Genomic DNA, 19,599 nt, shown 5'->3' on the forward strand with positions numbered 1-19,599 from the left:
ATATTATGTTCCGTTCTCATCTTCTTGGGCTGCCGCGTCACCTGCGAGCAGGTCTTTCTTCGAAAGCTTACCAATAAATGTACGTGGCAGTGTATCCCGAAATTCAACCCGCCTCGGCATTTGAAAGGGTGCCAGCTTATCCTTGAGATAGGCACGCAGGTCACCCGATTTCAATTCCTGATCCTGTTGTAGTGTGACAAATGCCTTGATGATCTCACCCCGATGTGTGTCGGGAATTCCAACTACCGCAGCTTCTTTCACCGCCGGATGAGTGCAAATGGCTTCTTCTACCATACGCGGATAAACATTGAAGCCACCGCTTAAAATTAATTCCTTAATTCGGTCGATGATGAACAGATAACCCTCTTCATCCAAATACCCGACGTCACCCGTGCGCAGTCGCCCATTACTGAGAACGTTCGTCGTCTCTTGGGCTCGATCTGCGTATCCTGACATCACTTGTGGCCCAGAGACGCAAATTTCGCCGTTTTCACCAATCGGTACACGGATGTTTGGGTCATCAAGCGAAACAATTTCAATCACTGTGCCCGGCAGGGGCAGGCCGACCGAGCCATCTTTCCGATCACCAACCAAGGGATTAACCGTGCACACGGGTGCCGTCTCACTTAGTCCATAGCCCTCGACCAAGGAACAATCGCTGATGTTTTCGAATTCTTTCTGCACCTCCAATGGCAAAGGCGCACCGCCGGAAATACAATAAACCAGACTGGAAAGATCGTAATTATCCAAATCATCTCGTGCGTTCAGGGCGGAGAACATCGTTGGCACGCCGATGAAAATGGTCGGCTTAATTTTGTCGATGGCTTCCAGAACTTCGGAGGGTTTGAAGTTCGGCATGAGAATAATCTCTGCACCCAAGCGCAGCCCCAAATTCATCACCGCCGTCATTCCAAACGCATGGAATAGCGGCAAAACACCGAGAATCTTTTCCTGGCCATGGGTAACCCCCGGCGACCACATTTCCACTTGCAGGACATTGGCATACAGGTTGGTGTGGCTAAGCGCTGCTGCCTTGGGCGTGCCGGTTGTGCCGCCGGTGTATTGGTACACGGCTTCATCGTCCGGGTCTATTTCGACGGGGTCATAATCCCCCTTGTTATCGATCAGATGATCGTAGCCGATATGATTATCGTCTTCTGGAACAGTGGCCAGTTCACGCCGACGTAACAGGGTAAAAAGTGCTTTTTCATGCAGCGGCAAGATGCCCGTCATGCTGCAAACGATGATCTTTTCCAGCCTACCCTCATCCACCCTTTTGGCGACTTTGGGATAGAGCGTTTTCACGTTCAACGTGACCATCAGGCGGATGCCCGCGTCTTGGATTTCCTTTTTGATCTCGGCTTCGGCATAAAGTGGATTGATGTTCACAACCGTGCCGCCCGCTTTTAGCACGGCATAAAAACAGATCACTCCGTACGGGCAATTGGGCAGCATCAGTCCAACCTTAATTCCATTTCGCACGCCTAGATCCTGAAACCCCTTCGCCGCGCGGGCGACCAGATCAGCGATTTCGGCATACTTGTATTGTCGACCGCGAAAGCGGACGCACACGTTGTCGGGAAAGGACTCGACTGCGGCATCCAAAAGCGTTGGCAGCGGTTTTACCGGGAGATCTGCATACCAGTCGATGCCGTCCGGGTACGACGCTTCCCAGGGCCGCGGTGCCGGGGTATTCCCAACGCGCGCACCCAAAGATAAGAAGCCTAGGAATTTTTTGGCCTTACTGAGGAAATTATTCACCATCAACCTCGCTATCGCCTAATGGTTCATAATACCAAGGATCATCAGCAATAACCCGAAAACTTTGAATTATTATTCAGGGCCTTTACTATGAGAGCCGATTGAAAGGAGAAATTGGTCGGATGTTGGGTGCCATTGCCGGGGATATCATTGGCTCTATTTACGAGCACAATAATATCAAGTCCAAAGACTTCCCCTTGTTCGGCCCAAACTGCGCCTTTACCGATGATACGGTCATGACCCTTGCTGTTGCTGATTGCATCATGCAGCGCGGCGATTTTGCAGAATACCTGCGCGCCTATGGACGGCGTTATCCAGATGTGGGATACGGTGGCCTGTTCCTAAAATGGGTAAATTCTGACGATGCCCCTGCGTATGGCAGTTGGGGCAATGGATCTGCCATGCGGGTCAGCCCGGCCGCCTATGTCGGGCGCAACGTTAAAGAGGTCAGAATTTTAGCCGGACGTACCGCATCGGTTACTCACAATCATCCAGATGCAGTGAACGGCGCCAAGGCGGTTGCAACCGCGATCTGGCTTGCAAATCATGAGGCTGGGCCTGATGAAATTCGAGATGAATTATCGAAACGTTACAATTACGACCTAACCCGAACGATCGATAAACTGCGATCTGTTTCCGATTTCGATGTGTCTTGCCGGGGCACCGTCCAATCTTCCTTAATTTGTGCGCTGAACAGCACGACGTTTGAAGATGCGATCCGCAATGCAATTTCTATTGGCGGCGATTCAGATACGCTGGCGTGCATCACCGGTAGCATCGCCGAGGCCCTCCACGGCATTCCCAGAGACATCGCCGAAAAAACCGTAAGCTATTTAACCGGCGATCTTGCTCAAGTTGCGATTAATTTCCGGAAACGATTCCCCTTGCCAATGGAAGGTGCGGCATCGCGGCATAATATTGTATCGCTCTAGAGGGTTCTCTATTTCTCCAACACCTCAGGGTTGATCACATTAATCGGTGCCCCCGCTTCGAACGCCAATACCTGATTAAAAATTTCGCTGAATTGAGTTTCGTATTCTTCCCGCGTGCCGTAACCGATGTGCGGCGTGCAGAGGGCGTTGTCCAGTTTCAGCAAAGGGTGGTCGGGGGTCCAGATGGGTTCTTCCTCAAACACGTCAACAGCAGCCTTGCCCGGGCGACCGGCACGGAGGGCATTCTCCAATGCACCCTCTTCAATCAAAGCAGCCCGTGAAGTATTGATCAGGAGAGACGTTGGTTTCATACGACCGAGGTCTTCGGCGGTGATGCCGCGTCGGGTTGAATCATATAGGCGGAGATGCAGAGAGATAACGTCGCAGTCTTCAAAAAAGGCAGCCTTTGAGTTTGCCGTCTCCCAGCCATCCGCTCGCGCCCGTTCCCTGGATGCGTCGCTGGCCCAGATGACGACGTCCATGCCGAAAGCCTTTCCATACTCCGCGACTGCGAGACCGATCCGGCCATACCCCATGATTCCCAGGGTCTTGCCGCGTAGGGTTTGGCCAATGCCATACTGCCATTTACCCGCCTTCGTAGACGCCACCTGCTGTGGAATATCTCGCATCGCCGCCAGGATTAATCCCCACGTCAGTTCAGCTGTGGCATGGGACGGTGTTCCCGCGTGCTGGTCGGATGCCAGTAAAATGCCCAGCCGGGTGCAGGCGTCCAGATCAATGTGCGGATAGACGCTGCGCTGGCTGATCATTTTTAATTTGGGCAGGCGCTCCAGCAAAGGGGCCTGAATTTTTGTGCGCTCACGAATGAGAACGAGCGCCTCTGTGTCCGCCAGCCGTTCGGCCAAGATGTCTGTGTCTTGAACCTGATCATTGTGGATTGTCACGTCGTGACCATCTAGTTTTGGAAAACAGTTTAGGGTGCGAATAACATCAAAGTAGTCGTCGAGGATCGATATTTTCATTATTTTTTTCCAAGTGAATTAACAAACGCTAAAACTTTGTCCTGCGTGCCGCCGATGTCTTCATTGAGAATGCCATGGCGCTTCGAAGGGATCATGTGGAGTTCAGTATTCTCGGAGCCAATCTTCGATGCAATAATTTTGGCGCTTTCTGCCTCGATAACATGGTCTTCATCACCCTGCAGGACAGCCGCTGGGCATTGAATATTTGGCAACGCTTCTTCCATTTCATCCACCATGCGGCGGAGTTCGTAGAGACCGCGCACGGGGATATGGCGATAGTTGATTTCCGGGTGCTCTGAATCGTTATCGATAAAGGGCATGACACTTTCCATGGTCGGCAGCCAACCCGTTAGTTTATTCACGCCATGCAACAGTGGCACAAACACTAGATTCTTATTGCGAAATTTTAACGGCGCAGAAATGGCGCAGACGCCCGCTAACTTGTCCAGGTTCTCCGCCGCCATGTGAAGCGCCAACGCGCCACCGCTTGAAAATCCAACAACGCAGACCTTGTCGGTGAGTGCAGACATAATCTGGAATCCACGCCGAACAGAACTCAACCATTCTTTCCACGTCCGATCTCGTAAGTCCCAAGGCGACGTACCGTGACCTTTTAGACGCACGCCGATTACCGGATGACCTGCGGTCAAAAGTCGGTCAGCGAAGCCGCGAAGTTCTGCTGGGCTTGCGAGAAACCCATGTACCAACACAACCCCCAGTCCATTGCTTTTTTCTGGTGTTAGAAGATAAGGGTCGCCCGACTCTGTGGCTGTTCGTTGGTTATTGATCTCTGCGTGCTGTGGTTTGTCGTAAGCCTTTTTATCCCATTGATAAGATTGAACTTCATCATCAAAGCGATGCAAGGCAAGGGCATGGTCGCTAAGATCGTGGGCTTCCTCGAAGGCTTCTTCGATCACGTCACGCGCTGCCTGAATGGGGGCCATTTCGTTGTCATAAACAGCGATTGGGTTTTCAATGCGAACTTGATCGAAACCATGCTCTTCCTTGAGCTTAGACATAAGTAGGTAATGGCCATCATCCTGTTTAATCAACTCCGTATTCTCAGCGGACGTGATTAACTGATCGAGCGGTTTGCTGCTGCCCTTAATAACGCCGGCATACGTTTCCGGGTCCAACAAACTGCGATGGAGATGCAATGAAGGTTCCGCCTGCGCTTTCTTGATCGCCAGATAGAGTGTGCGGTGGAACAATTCCCGATTAACCGTCATCTGATCTCGATCAACGTGCATCAAGATCAACCGAGATGCCAGATGGCTTAGGTTCAGGGTCACGCCCTTGTACATTTCATACATGTAGGTGTCTCTTAACATAAGTGTGGTTCGGCCAATGGCGCGTGCGGATAGCTTTTCGAACCACGATCCACGCCGAAAATTAAGTTCGAACAGTTCTTCCATCGAGCTGACCTTACGAACCCTGGGGGCCAGAAGTTTTTTCTCCCACAGGTGCCAAAACTTTCCGGGCATGACCGGGTCGCCCAAGCGCACATCCATGTCCGTGTCCCTTAACAGGATGTTGCCTTCGATGAGAAGTTCTTCGGCGACCCTGGGGCTCAGGCCTTTGGTGAAGAGTTCCACACCCTGGCTCAGGATATTGTCGCGCACTCTTATGGGGTAGAATGTAATATTGGCCGGAATGATGAACGTTGGTTTCTCCACCGCAGCCATTAATGCCTCAACATTTTCGAGGTTTAGCCTATCCACCCATTGGGTTAAACGCATGGTGTCTTTATCGGCATGCAGGGCGCGAATTCCCATCTTGAAGGCGTTCAGTGTCAACGCCAAAACGGCAGCCCCAGTATGGTGCTTGCGCCGTTCCCGTGCGGTTCGGGAAAAGATCGAATACTTGCCTTTATCATCCAGCACACGGCGGTCCTTCACCATGCCGCCTTCCGGGAAAATGATGACCTTCCGCCCGCGCAGGATTTCCTCGGCCAGGAAAGGCAGTAGCTCCGGCATATCGTGGGGCACGGCACCGACACTTCTGAGATAATTTGCGAACGTATCGTTGCCGCGAAAAAATTCACCCGCGGCAATAGAACGGCAATAAGCCCGTGACTTTTGGTGCATTAAGAATTGCGGGATGAACGTCTCAAACCGGGCGAAGTGATTGAACAGAAAAATTTGCCCCTGCTCAACCTGATCACCATCGTGATGCAGTTTGATGTTAACGCTGAGGCTACTGGTCAGGGCTGAGACAGAACGCACAGTCCAGTCATAGGTCTTCTGGTTTAAATTCAGATCGTTTGCGGTATCCATTCCAATAGTATAATCCGGCTTCGCGGCAACAGGGAGATGTTTTCCTAAAGTAGCAAGAATTTACGGATTGTTAGGCCCGACCACCGACAATAGTTGCCGATATACGACGAGGGGATATAGTCATCGAATGGCGATAGATAACGAACAAGATACAACGGACCTGCCGCTGCGTTTACCCATCCAAGATGTGGAGAATTCCGATCAAGCGCATGTGATCGTTGGACAGATCGAAAGTGGTCGGCTTCGGATTGGCGACATGTTGCTGTTCGCTCCGTCGGACAAGCTGTCGCGGGTCGCCGGAGTAGAAAATCGCGAAGACGGCACGTCTATCACCCGCGCTCATGCGGGCCAGACCGTTGCGGTCACCTTGGAAGAACAAATTTATGTGGAACCGGGTGAGGTGGCTGCATCCTTGGCGTCGCCACCTTCCGAAACAAATCGCTTTAAAGCGCACGTATCTGAACCCCTTGAAACGGGCAGTTCTTATGAATTAAAAATCGGCACGGCAAGCCATAATATTCGCATTGATACGGCCCGCGAAGCTGAGGTCGTCATACAGTCCCGGTCGACGGTGGTTCTGGATGCAGGTGAAAAATTCGAGCTATTTAAGGACTCTGTGGTTATTGCCACCGGCGTCGTTTTACAAGGCGGTTTTGAAAATCACGCCAAACGCCATGCCATCAAAAGCACCAACATTCACCCTATTGATCACCGCGTTCCCGTCTTGGTACGTCAGCGCGGCAATGGTCATAAAAGCGGGGTCTTATGGATGACCGGGCTTTCTGGCTCTGGCAAGACGACGTTGGCATTGGGCTTGGAACAGAGTCTCTTCAAAAAGGGCTATCAGGTCTATGTCTTGGATGGCGACAACGTGCGCCAGGGTTTGAACGGTGATCTCAGTTTTGCCGCTGAAGATAGAACAGAAAACATTCGCCGGGTGGGCGAAGTTGCGAAACTATTCGCCGATGCTGGGTTTATCGTCATCGCCGCCTTTATTTCACCCTACCAAATCGACCGTGACCGCGCGCGTGAAATCCAGCCAGAAATCTTCCACGAGGTTCATATCAAGGCCGATCTAGAAACTTGCGAAGACCGTGATCCAAAGGGGCTCTATAAAAAAGCCCGCGAAGAAGGCATTCCTGATTTTACGGGTATTTCCGCGCCGTACGAGGCTCCAGAAAATCCTGAGCTCGAAATTGATACGGTGAAAAAGAACGTCGAAGAAAGCATTCAGTCGCTGGTCGAGTACGTCGAAGAAAAATTTTCTGAGGCGAAGAAATTAGACGTGATTGGGTGAGGCGTCCTTCGCGATAGGCGATGTTTGCACTCCTCAGAATGAGCGTTTTTTTTTAATTATATTATATAATTTTAAATTTTCTAATAAACATCCTCATCCTGAGGAGGTTGCGGAGCAGCCGTCTCGAAGGGTGCTGAGAGGCACTCTCTCACCCCTTTACTCCGCCGTCGCGCCAACATTGGTAGTAGATCAAACTCCCCTCGAATAACCGCCTCCTTTTTGGTGCGGTTCCAGCCCTTCAATCGACGTTCGGCAGCAATCGCGTCGGTGATCCGGTCGCATTCTTGACTGAAGACCAACACTACAGGGCGACGGTTGAAGGTATAGCCAGGGCGGGCACCATGGTTGTGCTTTGCGACACGAGCTTCGACAGACGTTCGAGTTGAGCCAACATAGTAACTGTTGTCACAGCATCGGAGAATATAGACGTGGGCTGACATATTAGGGGTATGGAAAGTTTTGGCGCATTTTTTTCTGAGAGAGTTTGCCGCTGAGCACCCTTCGAGACGCCGCTGGCGCGGCTCCTCTGGATGAGGGTGGTGCGGTAAAGTGTTGAACGCCAACAGCGCGTCTCGAAGGACGCCACTACCTCACGGATAGCTTGTCGGCCACGTCCGCATAAGGTGTTCGCCGACCCCGCCATTCAAACGACTGCGATGAAAATCCAATCGATTGATTAGATAGGACCTTGTCGCTCTTGGGTCCAAGACCTCGTGCGCTTCGTAAAGCTCGGCTAGGTTCCAGGCACTGGTGTCTTCACTGATTTCGGCGAGGCGGCGTTGAAATTCTTCTGGATCGTCTTCTTCCTTAATCCCATAAAGCACGCTAACCCCGACCTTGGGGTCCATGAAGCCCAGGTCCGCTGTCGGCCAGATCGCGACCTCATCGGAATTACGCCCACCGCCCATATTCAGATACGCTTGGCCATAGCTTTTCCGAAGAATGATGGAAATCTTCGGCACCGTGCAAAGCGATAGCGCATTCATCCAATTTATAATCCGTGCCGGAGCCCCCTTCTTTTCACCTTCTATGCCGATTAGGAATCCAGGCACGTCCACGAGGCTAACAATAGGAATATTGAACGAATCACACATAACGAGAAAACTAATGACTTTGTTGCAGCCATCTGTGTCCACCGCCCCGCCCTTAAATTTTGGATTGTTAGCGACGAAGCCGACGGTCTGCCCATCAATCCGGGAAAGTGCCGTTAGTATCGACTTTCCATAACGAGGCTTCATTTCAAACAGACTGTCTTTATCAGCAATAGCGGCAACCACTTTCTTCACGTCATAGACCTTGGAGCGTTCTTCCGGCACCAAATCCAAAATACTTTCCATATCATCGCCTGAGCCTTCCGGAACGGCGTGAACCGGGGGCGCCTCGTTGTGATGGCTGGGCAGATAGGAAAGATAGGTTTTGATGGCGTCGAGGGCCTGCTCATCTGTTTCAACCGCAAGATCAACCAAGCCGCTCGTCCCCGTTAAAAGTTTCCAGCCGCCAAGGTCTTCCTTGTCGATCGGTTGATTGATGGCCAGCGACGTCACCCGGCTACTGGCAACCGCCATGGTTGACCCCTTCCGCATGACCACAAAATCCGACATGCAGCCGTACCAAGTCGATGAGCCATAACAATCACCGAGCAATGCCGCCGCCCAAGGTGTTTCACGAAGACGCCGGTATTCAATCGGGTCTTGGCCCAGGATAGAACGGCCCTGCGCCCCCATCCGATCCGGCATACGAGAGCCAGATGATTCGCCTAAGAAGATCAGTGGACTACCGCGCTTGGTCGCTAACTCCTTGATATGGCGCATCTTTTTGCCGTTGATCAGGGCGCTGGAGGCTCCCATGACGGTGAAATCATTGGAAATAATGCCAGCCCAGCGATCGTCGATTTTGCCGAACCCTGTAACCTTGCCGTCCGCTGGCGTTTTATGCCGAGCTTCTGCTCTGGCGGAGCGTGCCAGCATACCAAGTTCATTAAAGGAACCTTCATCAAACAGATGATCAATCCGCTCGCGGGCATTGAGATGGCCTTCATCTTTACGCTTTTCGAGCTTTTCTGCACCACCCATTTGGAGCGCAGAATCCCGGCGTTGTTTCAGTTCACTGAGCGAGTCATCGAAAGGTTTTTTTGTCATGGCCAGGACCCTAGCTTTTTTTCTCGCAACGGAAAAGACGGTCTGAACATTCCGGTAAATTTAATTCGGCCTTGTTTCAGCGGAAATTTATGGGAGATTCCCATAACAGATTTAACAAGAGGCGCTATTTCCATGGAGACAATTACCTTTGCTTGCTACGACTACGACCGTACGGAACCTGTGCTGGATGGCCGCGTTTCCGTCGAAGGGTGCGAAGTCGCCCCTGTACGAATGAAATCAACCGTCGCCTTCCCACGTGCCGTGCAACAGGCTCAATTCGATGTGACAGAACTTTCGGTCAGCAGCTATTTAATGCAGACAGCATCGGGAACATCGGAATATATCGCCCTCCCCGCCTTTGTCTCGCGCACATTCCGGCACCACGGGGTTTATACCCGAACGGATCGGGGAATTAATTCGCCGAAGGATTTGGAAGGCAAGAAGGTTGGCGTGCCTGAATATCAAGTCACCATGGCGCTGTGGGCGCGGGGCATCTTACAAGACGAATACGGTGTGGATTTCACCAAGATCAAATACCGCAATGGCGGCATCAACGAAGCCGGTCGCAAAGAACGACTGCCGCTAAAACTACCTGACTACATGGATGTCGAACCAATCCCCGTGGACCAAAGTTTATCTGATCAACTGGCGTCAGGAGAATTGGATGCGATCTATTCACCGGAAGAACCGACTTGCTTTCTTGAGGGTGATCCGAACATCAAACGCCTGTTCGATAATCATGTGGCCGAAGAAAAGGCCTATCACAAAAAGACCGGTTTCTACCCAATCATGCATTTCATTGGTGTCCGCAAGACTTTGGTCGAACGTTGCCCCTGGGTTCCGGCCAATCTGTTCCGAGCCCTGGTGAAAGCCAAAAAGATTGCGATGAACGAGTTACAAGAAATCGCTAATTACTCTGCGATCAAGCTAACCCTGCCTTGGTTTGTTTCCGATTTGGAAGATACCAAAGACCTCATGGGGACAAACTATTGGACCTATGGGGTTGAAGAAAACCGCAAGGAACTGGAAACCATGGTGCGCTATTCCCATGAACAGTTTTTAGCTGCACGGCTGCTTGACGTGGACGAATTGTTCGCCGACGGTACCCACGAAATTCGCGACGTTTAAGGAGAATTTGTCATGTCTGTTTCATTAAATAAAAAATTTAAAGACCGCGTCGCCAAGCGCGATGGCTTGGTCGTTCCGGGCGTCGCCAATGCCTTGGCGGCGCGTATCGTTGAAGATATCGGATTTGAAGCGGCTTATGTGACCGGTGCCGGTGTCACCAACACCTATCTTGGTAAGCCTGATATCGCGCTGATTTCCCTAACCCAATTGGCGGATCATATATTCGCCATGCGTGACGTCGTGGAAATTCCTTTAATCGTGGATGCCGATACCGGGTTCGGTAACGCTGTTAGCACGGTCCATACAGTTCGGGTTCTTGAACGCGCCGGGGCAAATTGCATCCAGTTGGAAGACCAAGTCTTCCCAAAGCGCTGCGGCCATTTTGCCGGTAAAGACGTCGTCCCAACAGAAGAACTCGTTCAGAAAATTCACGCCGCCGTTGATACCCGCTTGGATGATGACCTAACCATCATTGCGCGGACAGATGCGCGGGCAACGAAAGGCCTGGATGACGCCATCGACCGCGCCAATGCATTTTTGGAAGCGGGTGCCGACATCGCCTTTGTCGAAGCACCGCGCTCTGTCGAGGAGATGCGGGAAATTCCCAAGCGAGTCGACGCGCCACATTTGGTCAATAATGTCGCTGGCGGACTGACCCCGTTGCTTAGCGCCGAAGATTTGAGAGAGATGGGATTTGCCATTATCCTTTATGCCAACGCAGCCCTACAGGCTTCGGTTTTTGGTATGCAGCAAGTGCTGGGCCACATCCATGAAACCGGATCGATTGAAGGTGTGATGGACAGGGTTACTGGATTTGAAGAACGCCAGCGGCTTGTCAGCAAGCCTGAGTATGACGCGATGGAGACGAAATATTCTACTGAAGGAGTGGACTCGTGAGCATTAAAGATAAAAAAATTGCGGTTCTAGGGGCGGGCGCCAATGGCAGCTCCGTTGGTGCAGACCTTACGGATGCAGGGCTCGATGTAACCATCATCGATCAATGGCCGGCCCACGTCGAAACCATGAAGGAGAATGGCCTCGACATCAAAATGCCGGACAAGCATCTGCAAATTCCAGTAAATGCTTGGCACCTTTGTGAGCTTGCAGAGCATGTCCCTGCCTTCGATGTGGTGTTCCTGGTCGTCAAATCCTACGACACTCGGTGGATGACACAATTGATTGAGCCGTACCTCAAAGAAGACGGCGTATTCATCGGCCTGCAAAACGGCATGAACAATGAAACAATTTCCGACGTTGTTGGCGTCGAACGCACCATTGGGGCGGTCGTTGAACTCTCGGCTGAAATTTTCACCCCCGGCATTGTCAAGCGCGACACCACCCGGCCGGGAACTTGGTTTGGCCTAGGAGAATTGGACGGCACCATCACACCGCGCCTCGAAATGGTTAAAGAGATCATGGAAAACGTTGCCACGATCACGCTTACTGAAAATGTAGAAGGAGCCAAGTGGACCAAGCTGATTTGCAACACCATGACCATGGGGCCGATCGGGCTGACAGGTCTGAAAAACTGGGACGCACGAAAGCTGCCCGGCATGTTCGATATGGCGGTGGCGTTGGGCCGGGAATCCATGACGGTTGGCAAAGCGCTCGGCTATGAGATGCAACCTGTGTTCGGCATGACTGCGGAAGAATTCTCCGGTGCCTCCGATGAAATTCTCATTAAGGCGATGGAAGCCCTGATGAACCATGTCGGGAAGGAAGGCGTAACAGCCCCCATCCATGACCACATTAAAGGCCGTAAAAGCGAGATGTCTCTTATTAATGGGATCGTCGCCAGTAAAGGCGAAGAGTTGGGAATCCCTGTGACCTGCAACGCAGCAGTCACTGAAATTGACCGGCGCATCAATGAGAAAGAGATCGAAATGGATGTCTCCAACTTCGGTCTTTTAAAATCCATGGTCGAATCCCTTCCAAACCGAGCTTAATGTGGCGATCACTGATAACAAAATAGCCGTTCTTGGTACGGGATCGATTGGCAGCAGCGTCGGTGCTGACCTTACTCACGCCGGTCTTGATGTCACCCTCATCGATCAGTGGCCTGCCCACGTCGAAGCGATGAAGGCGAACGGGCTTCATATTCAATTTCCTGATGAAGATTTGAATTTGCCGGTGGCGGCTTGGCATCTTTGTGAACTTGCAGAACATGTCCCTGAATTTGACGTCGTCTTTCTTGCCGTCAAATCCTATGACACGCTTTGGATGTTGCAATTGATGGAGCCCTATCTGAAAGACGATGGTGTTGTCATCGGCTTGCAGAACGCGATGAACGATGAACGAATTTCCAGCGTCGTCGGCGTCGAACGTACCATCGGCTGCGTGGTCGAACTATCGGCTGAAATTTTTACGCCAGGTCTGGTGAAGCGAGATACGACCCGAGACCGTACCTGGTTCGGCTTGGGTGAACTGGATGGCACCATAACGCCACGCCTCGAAATGGTTAAGTCGATCATGGAAAACGTGGCTAAGATTACGCTCACAAACAACGTCGAAGGTGGAAAGTGGACCAAACTCATCGCCAACTGCATGACCATGGGACCGATTGGGCTCACCGGTCTTAAAAATATTGATGCCAGAAAGTTACCGGGAATGTTTGATATCGCCGTCCAGCTTGGGCGTGAGGCAATGGCGGTCGGCGATGCGCTCGGCTATGAGCTCGAACCGATCTTGGGACTGACCGCGGAAGAGTTCGCCGGCGCGGATGACGACGTTCTCATCAAGGCGATGGAGACCCTCATGAATGTTGTCGGCCCGGCGTCTGTAACGGCACCTATTCACGACCATATAAAAGGTCGCAAAAGCGATATGTCATACATCAATGGATTGGTCGCGGAAAAAGGCGAAGAATTCGGCATCCCTGTAACCCATAACGCCGCCGTCGCTGAAATTGACCGACGCATTAACGAACACGAAATCCCCATGGATGACTCCAACTTCGGCCTTCTCAAGTCCATGGTCGACTCACTTCCAAATCGAGTTTGATATGACAATTACAGATAAAAGAATAGCCGTTCTCGGCACAGGTTCGACTGGCGGTTGTGTGGGGGCTGATCTTGCGGATGCAGGGCTCGACGTCACCTTGATCGATCAGTGGCCGGCCCATGTCGAGGCAATGAAGGCGGACGGCCTGCACATTCAATTCCCAGACGAAGATTTAAAAATCCCCGTCAATGCGTGGCATTTGTGTGAACTGGCGGAGCATGTCCCCGCGTTCGATCTTATTTTTCTATGTGTTAAATCAAATGACACCCGCTGGTGTACGAGCTTGATAGAGCCGTACTTAAAAGACGACGGCGTGTTCGTCGGATTGCAAAACGGCATGAACAACGACACGATTGCGGAGATCGTTGGGATCGAGCGCACCCTGGGTGCCGTTGTTGAGCTCTCAGGTGAAATGTTTACGCCTGGCATCATACAACGCGATACCACCCGCACCGGGACTTGGTTTGGGCTGGGGGAACTCGATGGCTCGATCACCCCGCGCCTGAAGGAAACCCAAGCGATCATGCAAACATTTGCGACGGTGGGCCTGACGGAAAATATTGAAGGCGCGAAGTGGACCAAGCTGATCGCTAATACCATGGTCATGGGGCTGGTTGGACTGTTGGGGTTGAAGACTTGGGAGGCGGCGAAATTGCCAGGTATGTCCGATCTCGCAGTGAGAGCCGGACGTGAGTCCGTCGCTGTTGGTCAGGCACTTGGGTATAAGATGGAGCCTGTGTTCGGCATGAGTGCGGATGAATTTGCCGGTGCGACAGATGAAGTTCTCTTGAAGGCAATGGAAACGCTGCTCGGCCACATTGGCAAGAACGCAACGACTGCCGCCATCCACGATCACATCAAAGGCCGTATGAGCGAGATGGAGTATATTACGGGCTTGGTCGCGGCGAAGGGTGAAGAACATGGCATCCCGACGCCCGTCAATACAGCCTCAACCGAAATCGACCGGCGCATCAACGAAGGCGAGATAGAGATGGATGTGACCAACTTTGGTTTATTGAAGTCGATGATTGAGTCGCTGCCGAACCGGGTTTGAGTTAAGTTCCACTCAACCCAAATGCTTCCGCCACCAATTCATAAGACCGCACCCGGTCATCGTGGTCGTGGCAGATGGTCAGCACGACGACTTCGTTGGTGTCGTATTGTTCGGCCAATTCTTCGATTTGGATTTTCACTTGGCGGGGTGTGCCGACGATGTTGCGGTCGCGGTTGGCTTCGACTTGCGCTTGTTCCCCAGGAGAGTATTCATAGGCCAGCGCTTCTTCGGACGATGGGTACGGCACGAACTCTCCTCGGCTGGCACGCAGGCGGAACAGGTCACGACTGGCAGACAACCTTTTGGCTTCTTCCTCAGACTCAGCGCAAACCACAAAGATCGCGACGCTGTCTCGTGGCGCATCAAACAGTTCCGACGGTTTGAACGTTTCCTTGTAGGCCTTCATCACCCCCGCCCCACCGCGCGGCGTGATGAAATGGGCGAAGGAGAATGGCAGTCCAAAATGGGCCGCACACCCGGCGCTTGAGTCGCTCGACCCTAAGACCCAGATTTCTGGGATATTTTCTGTTTCAGGCAATGCCTTAACTTCTGCGAACGCCTCCGTCGGCGGTGGCGACCCTGCCAGGAATGCCGACAGGTCTGCGACCCGAGCGGGGTAGTATTCCACTCCTACTGGCGATCCATAGCCAAGCGCTTGCGCGGTAATCCCGTCGCTGCCTGGGGCGCGACCAATGCCGAGATCGATTCGCCCTGGGTACATCACTTCCAAAAGCCGAAACATCTCGGCGACTTTATAGGGGCTGTAGTGGCTCAGCATCACGCCACCGGAACCGACTCTAATTGTGGATGTCGCCTCGGCAATTCGCGTTAGCATGATCTCTGGCGCACTGCCCGCAAAGGCTGGTGAGCCGTGGTGCTCTGCGACCCAGTAGCGGGTATAACCCAGTTTTTCCGTCGCCTGCGCCAAGTCGATGGTGTTGCGAATCGCATCGGCTGCCGTGCTGCCGCTGGGAACAGGGGACTGATCGAGGACACTTAGTTTCAGCATTCGTTATTCGTCCTTATCGGCTGCGATGATGGCGGCAATGGCGGTGGCGGCGAAGCGAGCTTCTGGTGGGTCGGCACGAGATGTTAGCACGATGGGAACCTGCGCGCCCATGACCACACCGGCGGCGGTTGAACTCATAAAATAGACCATCTGTTTGAAAAGAAAATTTCCAGACTCAAGATTGGGAACGACCAAGATATCTGCTTGGCCCGCGACCGGGCTATCGATTCCTTTTATTTTGGCAGCTTCGGCGGAGACCGCATTATCAAACCCGAGCGGACCGTCAATGATGGCGGGGGTACCAGGCTGGCTGTTAATGCGACTGACGACCTTGTCAGCGTCAACGCTGGACGGCATGGAGGGATTAATCGTTTCCGCCCCTGACAGTACCGCGACTTTGGGCTGATCCATGCCAAGAGCGCGGGCCATATCAATCGCGTTATGAACGATATCGATTTTGGAGTCTGTATTGGGGTTCACATTGATGGCGGCATCGGTGATGTGAATGACCCTGTCGCGACCGGGAATGGTCATGTGAAAGACGTGGCTGGTGCGCCGTCCTGTACGCAGGCCATTCTCACGATCAATCACTGCACGCATGATCTCGTCGGTGTGAACATGCCCCTTCATCAGCAACTGGGCTTCTCCATGGCGGCAAAGGGCAACGGCTTTTTCGGAAGCCTTGGCCTCACTGTCTGCGGCTTCGATCCGAAATGATGTCGTATCCCAGTCGATGGCGCGGGCCGCATCCCTGATATCATCAGGGTCGCCAACCAGGATAGGTTCCACCAAATCAGCCTCAACCGCCTGACGCAGACTTTCCAAAGCCACAGGATTGCCCGCACCGGCGACGGCGACGGTCATTTTAGGCAACGCGCGGGCGCGTTCTAAAAGATACGCAGGGATTTCGAAGGGAACGTTGCTCAGCATTAGACACCCAACGCGGATAAGGCGTCTATATAGTCAAGTTCAAGAGCTTCCGCCACAGCAGAACAGGTTACTTTTCCTGCGTGAACGTTGAGTCCGTTTCTCAGGTGTTCGTCTTCCTGCATCGCGCTCCGCACCCCCTTGTTTGCAAGCGCCAAGGTAAAGGGCAGGGTCGAGTTGTTCAAAGCATATGTTGATGTATGCGGCACGGCACCCGGCATGTTGGCAACACAGTAGTGAACTACATCATGCTCTATATACGTGGGGTCCGCGTGGGTGGTGGCACGGGACGTCGCAATGCAGCCGCCTTGGTCAATGGCAACGTCTACGATTGCCGCACCGGGTTTCATTTTCTTGACCATGTCCTCACTCACCAGCATTGGGGCTTCAGCACCCGGCACCAGTACCGCACCAATGAGCAAGTCCGCCCATACGGCATATTCATGAACGACATCTTGTAATGCGAAGACCGTCTTAAGGGCAGGGCCAAAGCGGTCGGTTAGGCGCCGAAGTACATCTACATTGCGATCCAGAACGGCCACATTTGCCCCCATCCCGAGGGCGATGAAGATGGCGTTTGATCCGACCATGCCTCCACCCAGAACGGCGACGTTGGCCGGGCGCACACCTGGGACACCCCCCAGCAACATGCCGCGCCCGCCGCCAGCTTTCTCCAGGCAGTGTGCGCCTGCATGGACCGACATCCGGCCCGCGACCTCACTCATTGGGGCGAGTAAAGGCAGGCTGCCCGTCTGGGAAGTCACGGTTTCATAGGCAATACATGTTGACCCTGAACTTATTAAATCTTTTGTCTGATCTGGATCGGGTGCCAAGTGAAGATAAGTAAATAGAATCTGGTTTTCGCGTAGCATTTTGCGTTCAGCAGCTTGCGGTTCTTTGACCTTCACCAACATCTCAGCCTGAGCAAAAACATCTTCAGCGCGATCGACGATTTCCGCTCCTGCTTGGCGGTAGTCCGCATCCGAGTATCCAATACCCGCCCCGGCCTGTGTTTCAGCTACCACAGAATGGCCGTGCGATATCAGTTCCCGAATGCTCGACGGCACCAATCCAACGCGAAATTCGTTATCTTTAATTTCTTTTGGAACACCGATCAGCATGGTTTCCTCCTGATGGCTGGTTTACCAGTAAGACATAGCGTTTTGGTACAGCCCCGCAAGGTCTGTCTCACTTATTTTTCGGGGCGCGTTTTGAAGCAATCTTTGTTGCGGAAATGATCCTTTCGTCAGCGCGGGAATATCACGTTCGCCGTAGCCAACACCCGTGAGGCCGTTCGGCAGGTCTGTCGATTTCATCAGCTCAATTAGTCGCCCAGAAAGAACTTCCCCGGCATCATCATTGCCAGCCCCCGCGATGTCCGCACCCAAACATTCAGCCCCTGCCAAGTGACGTTCGGGACAGGCCTCGGCAGTGAATCTAAAAACCGACGGCGCGTTGACAATCACCGACATGCCGTGAGGAACAATGGCCACGCCTACGGGATAGCCTTCAGGACAAAATTCTTTTACCAATCCTGACACCGAATAGGACATACCATGAGGCGCATGACATCCAGCATTCCCAAAAGCGATCCCGGCCAGGGTCGCCGCCCACATCAATTGGCTACGGGCTTCGGTATCCGTGGCATCTGCAACTGCTCTTTCCATATAGAGCCCCGCCAAACGAAGGGCTTCGCGACACCCCATATCGCTCCAGGGGTTGGCCCCTTGGCTCATGGGGCGGAGGCTTGGGTTCTGAGGTGAAGGGCGTTGGGTAAAAGGCATGGCTGTATAGGATTCCAAGGCATGGCTCAGCACGTCGAAGGCACTGCTGGCGACCACTCTTGAAGGCAGAGTTGCTGTGACGTTTGGATCAATCAGCGCCAGGGTTGGGCGGAGTTCCCGTCCGACAATACCGGTCTTCGCTTCCATCGCCAGCAAATCGAAGATCGCGATGCCGGTGCATTCGCTCCCCGTTCCAGACGTCGTTGGGCAGGCAATATGGGGTTTCAAGACCCCCGGGATCGCTGCCCCCTCCCCAATCGGCGCATTAACATATGTCAGAAATTCGGCTGGGTAGGTGGCGTACAGGTTTGCTGCCTTGGTGGTATCGATGACTGACCCGCCCCCGACCGAAACATAACCATCGAAATTTCCGTCTTTGGCAAAATCGGCGGCGTCCTTGAACGATTGGTCGGTTGGTTCTACCCGAACATCGTCATAGATCACCACATCCAGACCAGAGTCTTTTAATGATTTTGTGGCAACGGTGATGTGTTCCAGACGTGCTTGGCCTTTGTCTGTAAATAGGGCCACCCGTTTCAGGCCCTTGGCTGTGGCATGCGCGCCCAGTTCAGCGAGAACACCCGGCCCAAAAGTAAGGGCCGAAACATCGACGGAAAACGCGGTTTCCCCCCCATCGGTAAAGCTAAAGGCGTGACAGCATCCCATGGTTTTTATTTAGCCCTAATTTCTTAGCGACACTCAATACCCGTTTTGCGCCATCCAGCCGCGAATGACGGCGAGAGCCTCTTGTTGGTGGGTTTGGACAAGTCCTTCGACGGTCTTAACCGATGATGCTTTAACGCGGCCACCGATGCGTTCCAAGTCGATAAATTCATCTTCGAAGACTTCGGGTTGGGCGGGTTGGGCGGGTTGGGATGGTGGGGAGATTGTAGCAGGCTGAGTGGGTTGAGTGCGGGGAGTGGTCTTTAGGATCATTGTCGACGGCACTGACATGGCCGCAGCCTGGGCCAAGGCTGGTCCCATGACTAGGAACAGCATCAAGAGCAGGGCCAATAGGATCAACAGCGCGACCAAAAAAGACATAGTAGGCATTATACGCTAATATTATCACCTATGGCATGGCTCATATTGTCGGGAATATTTTCTCAGAAACAGTTCATTTATACAGAAAAGCAGACATTGATCGCTAACTCTGATTTAGTCGCCTTATAGCCATGTGTGGACGGCTCCCTGTTGGCAAGGGTTAATTTGAACGCTGATGCAACGCTTGGTCGGTGCTGCCATGTGTTCGGCCTGTTGATGCGGCACTGTTTGATGGCCGCTGGCCATAATGCTCTCCGCAGATCAGG

The 19,599-nt window shown here is 52.8% G+C and carries 17 protein-coding genes; 7 read left to right on the forward strand and 10 right to left on the reverse strand.

Annotated features, from left to right (window positions below; all coding sequences use genetic code 11):
- Positions 1-3: 3 nt before the first annotated feature.
- Complete coding sequence (locus HOM51_19280) at positions 4-1,764, reverse strand: long-chain fatty acid--CoA ligase (GenBank protein MBT5036659.1); 1,761 nt, start codon at positions 1,762-1,764, stop codon at positions 4-6.
- 119 nt (positions 1,765-1,883) lie between these two features.
- On the opposite strand from HOM51_19280, the gene HOM51_19285 reads away from it, so the two are divergent.
- The gene (locus HOM51_19285) at positions 1,884-2,693 is read left to right on the forward strand and encodes an ADP-ribosylglycohydrolase family protein (GenBank protein MBT5036660.1); all 810 of its coding nucleotides are present in this window, start codon (positions 1,884-1,886) and stop codon (positions 2,691-2,693) included.
- Between the two features lie 8 nt (positions 2,694-2,701).
- Here the strand turns inward: HOM51_19285 and HOM51_19290 are convergent, their stop codons facing one another.
- Together HOM51_19290 and HOM51_19295 are read right to left on the reverse strand one after the other, a co-directional pair.
- A complete protein-coding gene (locus HOM51_19290; protein ID MBT5036661.1) occupies positions 2,702-3,676 on the reverse strand; it encodes a D-2-hydroxyacid dehydrogenase family protein in 975 nt (324 codons plus the stop codon).
- Positions 3,676-5,952, reverse strand: coding sequence for an alpha/beta fold hydrolase (locus tag HOM51_19295; protein ID MBT5036662.1), 2,277 nt, complete (start codon positions 5,950-5,952; stop codon positions 3,676-3,678). The genes HOM51_19290 and HOM51_19295 overlap by 1 nt, the downstream gene beginning before the upstream one ends.
- 127 nt (positions 5,953-6,079) lie before the next feature.
- On the opposite strand from HOM51_19295, the gene cysC reads away from it, so the two are divergent.
- On the forward strand, positions 6,080-7,249 hold the full coding sequence (gene cysC / locus HOM51_19300; protein MBT5036663.1) for an adenylyl-sulfate kinase: 1,170 nt from the start codon (positions 6,080-6,082) through the stop codon (positions 7,247-7,249).
- 80 nt (positions 7,250-7,329) lie between these two features.
- Here the strand turns inward: cysC and HOM51_19305 are convergent, their stop codons facing one another.
- Together HOM51_19305 and HOM51_19310 are read right to left on the reverse strand one after the other, a co-directional pair.
- The gene (locus HOM51_19305; GenBank protein ID MBT5036664.1) at positions 7,330-7,689 is read right to left on the reverse strand and encodes a GIY-YIG nuclease family protein; all 360 of its coding nucleotides are present in this window, start codon (positions 7,687-7,689) and stop codon (positions 7,330-7,332) included.
- Positions 7,690-7,839: 150 nt separating this feature from the next.
- Positions 7,840-9,387 carry a methylmalonyl-CoA carboxyltransferase gene (locus HOM51_19310; GenBank protein ID MBT5036665.1) on the reverse strand — a complete coding sequence of 516 codons (1,548 nt, stop codon included), beginning with the start codon at positions 9,385-9,387 and terminating at the stop codon, positions 7,840-7,842.
- A gap of 132 nt (positions 9,388-9,519) precedes the next feature.
- Between HOM51_19310 and HOM51_19315 the strand changes: the two genes are divergently transcribed.
- The 5 genes from HOM51_19315 to HOM51_19335 are packed head-to-tail and all read left to right on the forward strand — an operon-like array spanning position 9,520 to position 14,569.
- The gene (locus tag HOM51_19315; protein ID MBT5036666.1) at positions 9,520-10,515 is read left to right on the forward strand and encodes an ABC transporter substrate-binding protein; all 996 of its coding nucleotides are present in this window, start codon (positions 9,520-9,522) and stop codon (positions 10,513-10,515) included.
- A 12-nt stretch (positions 10,516-10,527) separates the two neighbouring features.
- Positions 10,528-11,412: an oxaloacetate decarboxylase gene (locus HOM51_19320; GenBank protein ID MBT5036667.1), complete on the forward strand. Its 885-nt coding sequence runs from the start codon at positions 10,528-10,530 to the stop codon at positions 11,410-11,412.
- Positions 11,409-12,461, forward strand: coding sequence for a hypothetical protein (locus HOM51_19325; protein MBT5036668.1), 1,053 nt, complete (start codon positions 11,409-11,411; stop codon positions 12,459-12,461). The genes HOM51_19320 and HOM51_19325 overlap by 4 nt, the downstream gene beginning before the upstream one ends.
- Before the next feature lies 1 nt (position 12,462).
- Complete coding sequence (locus tag HOM51_19330) at positions 12,463-13,515, forward strand: NAD(P)-binding domain-containing protein (GenBank protein MBT5036669.1); 1,053 nt, start codon at positions 12,463-12,465, stop codon at positions 13,513-13,515.
- 1 nt (position 13,516) lies between these two features.
- On the forward strand, positions 13,517-14,569 hold the full coding sequence (locus tag HOM51_19335) for a ketopantoate reductase family protein (protein MBT5036670.1): 1,053 nt from the start codon (positions 13,517-13,519) through the stop codon (positions 14,567-14,569).
- 1 nt (position 14,570) lies between these two features.
- Here the strand turns inward: HOM51_19335 and HOM51_19340 are convergent, their stop codons facing one another.
- The 5 genes from HOM51_19340 to HOM51_19360 are packed head-to-tail and all read right to left on the reverse strand — an operon-like array spanning position 14,571 to position 19,333.
- Positions 14,571-15,578: an LLM class flavin-dependent oxidoreductase gene (locus tag HOM51_19340; GenBank protein MBT5036671.1), complete on the reverse strand. Its 1,008-nt coding sequence runs from the start codon at positions 15,576-15,578 to the stop codon at positions 14,571-14,573.
- A 3-nt stretch (positions 15,579-15,581) separates the two neighbouring features.
- Positions 15,582-16,508, reverse strand: a complete 927-nt coding sequence (locus tag HOM51_19345) for a bifunctional enoyl-CoA hydratase/phosphate acetyltransferase (protein MBT5036672.1) — start codon at positions 16,506-16,508, stop codon at positions 15,582-15,584.
- Positions 16,508-17,626: an alanine dehydrogenase gene (gene ald, locus HOM51_19350; protein MBT5036673.1), complete on the reverse strand. Its 1,119-nt coding sequence runs from the start codon at positions 17,624-17,626 to the stop codon at positions 16,508-16,510. The genes HOM51_19345 and ald overlap by 1 nt, the downstream gene beginning before the upstream one ends.
- Positions 17,627-17,647: 21 nt before the next feature.
- On the reverse strand, positions 17,648-18,955 hold the full coding sequence (locus HOM51_19355) for an iron-containing alcohol dehydrogenase (protein ID MBT5036674.1): 1,308 nt from the start codon (positions 18,953-18,955) through the stop codon (positions 17,648-17,650).
- Between the two features lie 33 nt (positions 18,956-18,988).
- Entirely contained in the window at positions 18,989-19,333 is a 345-nt protein-coding gene (locus HOM51_19360) for a hypothetical protein (GenBank protein MBT5036675.1), read from the reverse strand.
- Positions 19,334-19,599: the final 266 nt, after the last annotated feature.

It is taken from the genome of Rhodospirillaceae bacterium (assembly GCA_018660465.1).
GTDB lineage: Bacteria > Pseudomonadota > Alphaproteobacteria > Rhodospirillales > JABJKH01 > JABJKH01.

Excerpts from the sequence above, each read along its gene's own strand:
- HOM51_19280 (MBT5036659.1), bottom strand. The coding sequence starts at position 1,764 with ATGGTGAATAATTTCCTCAGTAAGGCCAAAAAATTCCTAGGCTTCTTA.
- HOM51_19285 (MBT5036660.1), top strand. The coding sequence starts at position 1,884 with ATGTTGGGTGCCATTGCCGGGGATATCATTGGCTCTATTTACGAGCAC.
- HOM51_19290 (MBT5036661.1), bottom strand. The coding sequence starts at position 3,676 with ATGAAAATATCGATCCTCGACGACTACTTTGATGTTATTCGCACCCTA.
- HOM51_19295 (MBT5036662.1), bottom strand. The coding sequence starts at position 5,952 with ATGGATACCGCAAACGATCTGAATTTAAACCAGAAGACCTATGACTGG.
- cysC (MBT5036663.1), top strand. The coding sequence starts at position 6,080 with ATGGCGATAGATAACGAACAAGATACAACGGACCTGCCGCTGCGTTTA.
- HOM51_19305 (MBT5036664.1), bottom strand. The coding sequence starts at position 7,689 with ATGTCAGCCCACGTCTATATTCTCCGATGCTGTGACAACAGTTACTAT.
- HOM51_19310 (MBT5036665.1), bottom strand. The coding sequence starts at position 9,387 with ATGACAAAAAAACCTTTCGATGACTCGCTCAGTGAACTGAAACAACGC.
- HOM51_19315 (MBT5036666.1), top strand. The coding sequence starts at position 9,520 with ATGGAGACAATTACCTTTGCTTGCTACGACTACGACCGTACGGAACCT.
- HOM51_19320 (MBT5036667.1), top strand. The coding sequence starts at position 10,528 with ATGTCTGTTTCATTAAATAAAAAATTTAAAGACCGCGTCGCCAAGCGC.
- HOM51_19335 (MBT5036670.1), top strand. The coding sequence starts at position 13,517 with ATGACAATTACAGATAAAAGAATAGCCGTTCTCGGCACAGGTTCGACT.
- HOM51_19340 (MBT5036671.1), bottom strand. The coding sequence starts at position 15,578 with ATGCTGAAACTAAGTGTCCTCGATCAGTCCCCTGTTCCCAGCGGCAGC.
- HOM51_19345 (MBT5036672.1), bottom strand. The coding sequence starts at position 16,508 with ATGCTGAGCAACGTTCCCTTCGAAATCCCTGCGTATCTTTTAGAACGC.
- ald (MBT5036673.1), bottom strand. The coding sequence starts at position 17,626 with ATGCTGATCGGTGTTCCAAAAGAAATTAAAGATAACGAATTTCGCGTT.
- HOM51_19355 (MBT5036674.1), bottom strand. The coding sequence starts at position 18,955 with ATGGGATGCTGTCACGCCTTTAGCTTTACCGATGGGGGGGAAACCGCG.
- HOM51_19360 (MBT5036675.1), bottom strand. The coding sequence starts at position 19,333 with ATGTCTTTTTTGGTCGCGCTGTTGATCCTATTGGCCCTGCTCTTGATG.